This window comes from Mesorhizobium sp. M7A.F.Ca.CA.004.04.2.1 (assembly GCF_004022825.1).
In the GTDB taxonomy this organism is placed as follows: Bacteria; Pseudomonadota; Alphaproteobacteria; order Rhizobiales; family Rhizobiaceae; genus Mesorhizobium.
This window is the reverse complement of the sequence record NZ_RZPH01000826.1, coordinates 1-2758: the sequence shown is the minus strand read 5'-3', so window position 1 is coordinate 2758 and position 2758 is coordinate 1. Positions and strand designations below refer to the sequence as shown.

The following is a 2758-nucleotide window of genomic DNA, read 5'->3' as shown; positions in this document are numbered from 1 at the left end:
GACCTCGTCGGGCGAGCCGACCTGCTGCAGCACGCCTTCATGCATGATGACGATGCGGTCGGCGAGGCTCATCGCCTCGATCTGGTCGTGCGTCACATAGATGGTTGTCGACCCCTGCTTGATGTGCAGCCGCTTGATTTCCGCGCGCATCTCCTCGCGCAGCTTGGCGTCGAGCGCGCCGATCGGCTCGTCCATCAGCATGGCCTTCGGCCGCCGCACCAGCGCCCGGCCAATGGCGACGCGCTGCATGTCGCCACCCGAGAGCGCCGATGGCTTCTTGTCCAGCAGATCGGTGATTTGCAGCGTCTTGGCGACGGAGCGAACCTCGCTGTCGATCTCCGTCTTGCTCTTGCGCGTGGCGCGCAAGGGGAAGGCGATGTTCTCGTAGACGCTCATATGCGGATAGAGCGAGAACGACTGGAAGACCATGGCAATGTCGCGGTCGGCGGCCTTTAGATGCTGGATCGGTTTGCCGTCGATGAGGATGTCGCCCTCGTCGATCGTTTCCAGCCCGGCGATGGCCCGCAGCGTCGTCGTCTTGCCGCAGCCCGACTGGCCGAGCAGAACGATGAACTCGTTGTCGGCGATCTTGAGGTTCAGGTCCTTGATGACCTGGACGGCGCCGAAGAATTTCTGGACGCCGCGAAGCTCGATCTGGGTCAATGCTGTGCTCCCGGATTGCGCACCTGGCCGGTGCCGGCCTTTTCCTCAGGCGCGATCTTGGAGGTTACGTTGAAGCCGACCAGCCCGATCAGGATGATGGTCAGGCCATATGTGTGCAACAACAGGTTCCAGGGCTGGCAGAGTGCTATGATGCCGAGCACCATCAGCACCTGCGAACCGGGCTCCAGATATTTCTGGTTGATGGCACGAAAGCTCATTTGCGAATCGCTCCGAAGGACATGCCGCGCAGCAGATGGTTGCGGAGCAGGAACGTGAAGATCGCGACCGGCAGCAGGAATAGAAAGGTTCCGGCGGCGATCACCGTCCAGTCCGGCAGGCCCGAGCCGACCTGGCTCGGGATGAAGGGCGGTGCGGTCTGGGCGCGGCGGTTGGTCATGATCAGTGCGAAGGCATATTCGTTCCACGCGGTGATGAAGCAGAACACCGCGGTGGCGGCGATGCCGGTGGCCGCCTCGGGCAGCACGATCTTGAAGAAGGCCTCCATGCGCGTGTAACCGTCGACCAGGGCCGCCTCTTCATACTCTTTCGGTATCTCATCCATAAAACCCTTCATCAGCCACACCGAGAAGGACAGGTTGAACGCGGTGTAGAGGATGATCAGGCCCACATGCGTGTCGTTGAGGCCGACCGCCCGGTACATCAGGAACATCGGGATCGCCACCACCACCGGCGGGAGCATGCGTGTCGACAGGATGAAGAAGAGCAGGTCAGCCTCCCCCTTCACCTTGAAGCGCGAAAAGCCATAGGCGGTGAAGGTGCCCATGCCGACCGCCAGCACCGTGGAGGTGATGGCGATGATCAGCGAGTTCATGAAGCGGCTCGGATAGCCGGACCATTGCACCTGGCCCTTGCCGTCGCGCACGATCTTTTCACCGCCGTCGAAGACGACGCGCTCCCACCAGGGCGCTGCCGCATACTCTTCCGGCGTCGGCGCGCTGCGCAGTTGCGAGCGCTTGGTGAACAGTTTGACGAAGGGCGATATCTCCGGCTGGAACACCACCGTCGGCGGGATGGTCGTGGCAAGATTGCGCGGCTTGAACGCCGTCGAGGCGATCCAGTAGATCGGCGCCAGGAAGATGATCGTCACCAAAAGGACGACGACGATGGCGACGCGATTGAAGCCGATTTCGGAAGAAGTGCGGACGGCGGCCATCTCAGCGCTCCTTCACCTTGTTGAGGTATTTGACGTAGATGTTGGTGATAGCCAGCACCATGATCAGCACGATGTAGGCAAGCGCGCAGGAGCGCCCGGTCTGCCATTCCTGGAACGCCATCTTGTAGAGCCGGATCGAGATCACCTCGGTGGTTGGCTGGCTGGTCAGGATGTAGGCGAGATCGAAGGTCTTGAACGCCTCCATGGTGCGGAAGATGATCGCGATCATCAGAATCGGCGCGACCAGCGGCAGCGTAATGCGAAAGAAGGTATAGAACGAGCCGGCGCGGTCGATCGCCGCCGCCTCGTAGAGGTGCTTCGGCACTGCCGACAGGCCGGCAAGCGACAGCAGCATGACGAAGGGCGACCACATCCAGATGTCGGTGATGGCAACCGCGTAGAGCGCCATGTCAGGGTTGGACAGCCACTCGAAATTGCCGAGGCCGAGTGCATAGTTGATGACACCCCATGATGGATCATAGAGCAGTTTCCAGAACAGACCGACGACGGCCATCGACAGCATCATCGGCAACAGCAGCAGTGTCGTCAGCAGGCCCTTCAGCGGGATATCGCGGTTGAGCAGCAACGCCACGCCAAAGCCGACGATGACCTGACCGACCACGGAGACGATGACATATTTGGCGGTGATGGCGAAATTCGACCAGATGAACGGGTCGTTCAGCAGTTCGCGGTAATTCTGCAGTCCGACGAAATTGGCCGCCGCCGGGCTCGACGCGCGAAAGTCGGTGAACGAATAGCCGAGCGAATAGAGCAGTGGAAAGATGTTGAAGACGATCAGGAAAACGATCGTCGGAATGATGAAGAGATTTCGGATCGTGAGATCGCTCATGCCGCGGGTGGCGGAGCGCGAGTTGGGATCCAGCGTGGTCATGACTGCAGTGGCCAAGGCCAGTTCCTTCC

The 2758-nt window shown here is 60.8% G+C and carries 4 protein-coding genes; all 4 read right to left on the bottom strand.

Features of this window, described 5'->3' with window-relative positions:
* A partial coding sequence (locus EN893_RS27715; protein ID WP_164901159.1) for an ABC transporter ATP-binding protein occupies window positions 1–663 on the bottom strand: 663 nt, incomplete at its 3' end.
* Window positions 660–881, bottom strand: a complete 222-nt coding sequence (locus EN893_RS27710) for a hypothetical protein (RefSeq protein ID WP_127268335.1) — start codon at window positions 879–881, stop codon at window positions 660–662. The genes EN893_RS27715 and EN893_RS27710, both read right to left, overlap by 4 nt.
* Window positions 878–1837: a carbohydrate ABC transporter permease gene (locus EN893_RS27705; RefSeq protein WP_127268334.1), complete on the bottom strand. Its 960-nt coding sequence runs from the start codon at window positions 1835–1837 to the stop codon at window positions 878–880. The genes EN893_RS27710 and EN893_RS27705 overlap by 4 nt, the downstream gene beginning before the upstream one ends.
* Before the next feature lies 1 nt (window position 1838).
* Complete coding sequence (locus tag EN893_RS27700; RefSeq protein WP_023812446.1) at window positions 1839–2744, bottom strand: sugar ABC transporter permease; 906 nt, start codon at window positions 2742–2744, stop codon at window positions 1839–1841.
* Window positions 2745–2758 lie beyond the last annotated feature (14 nt).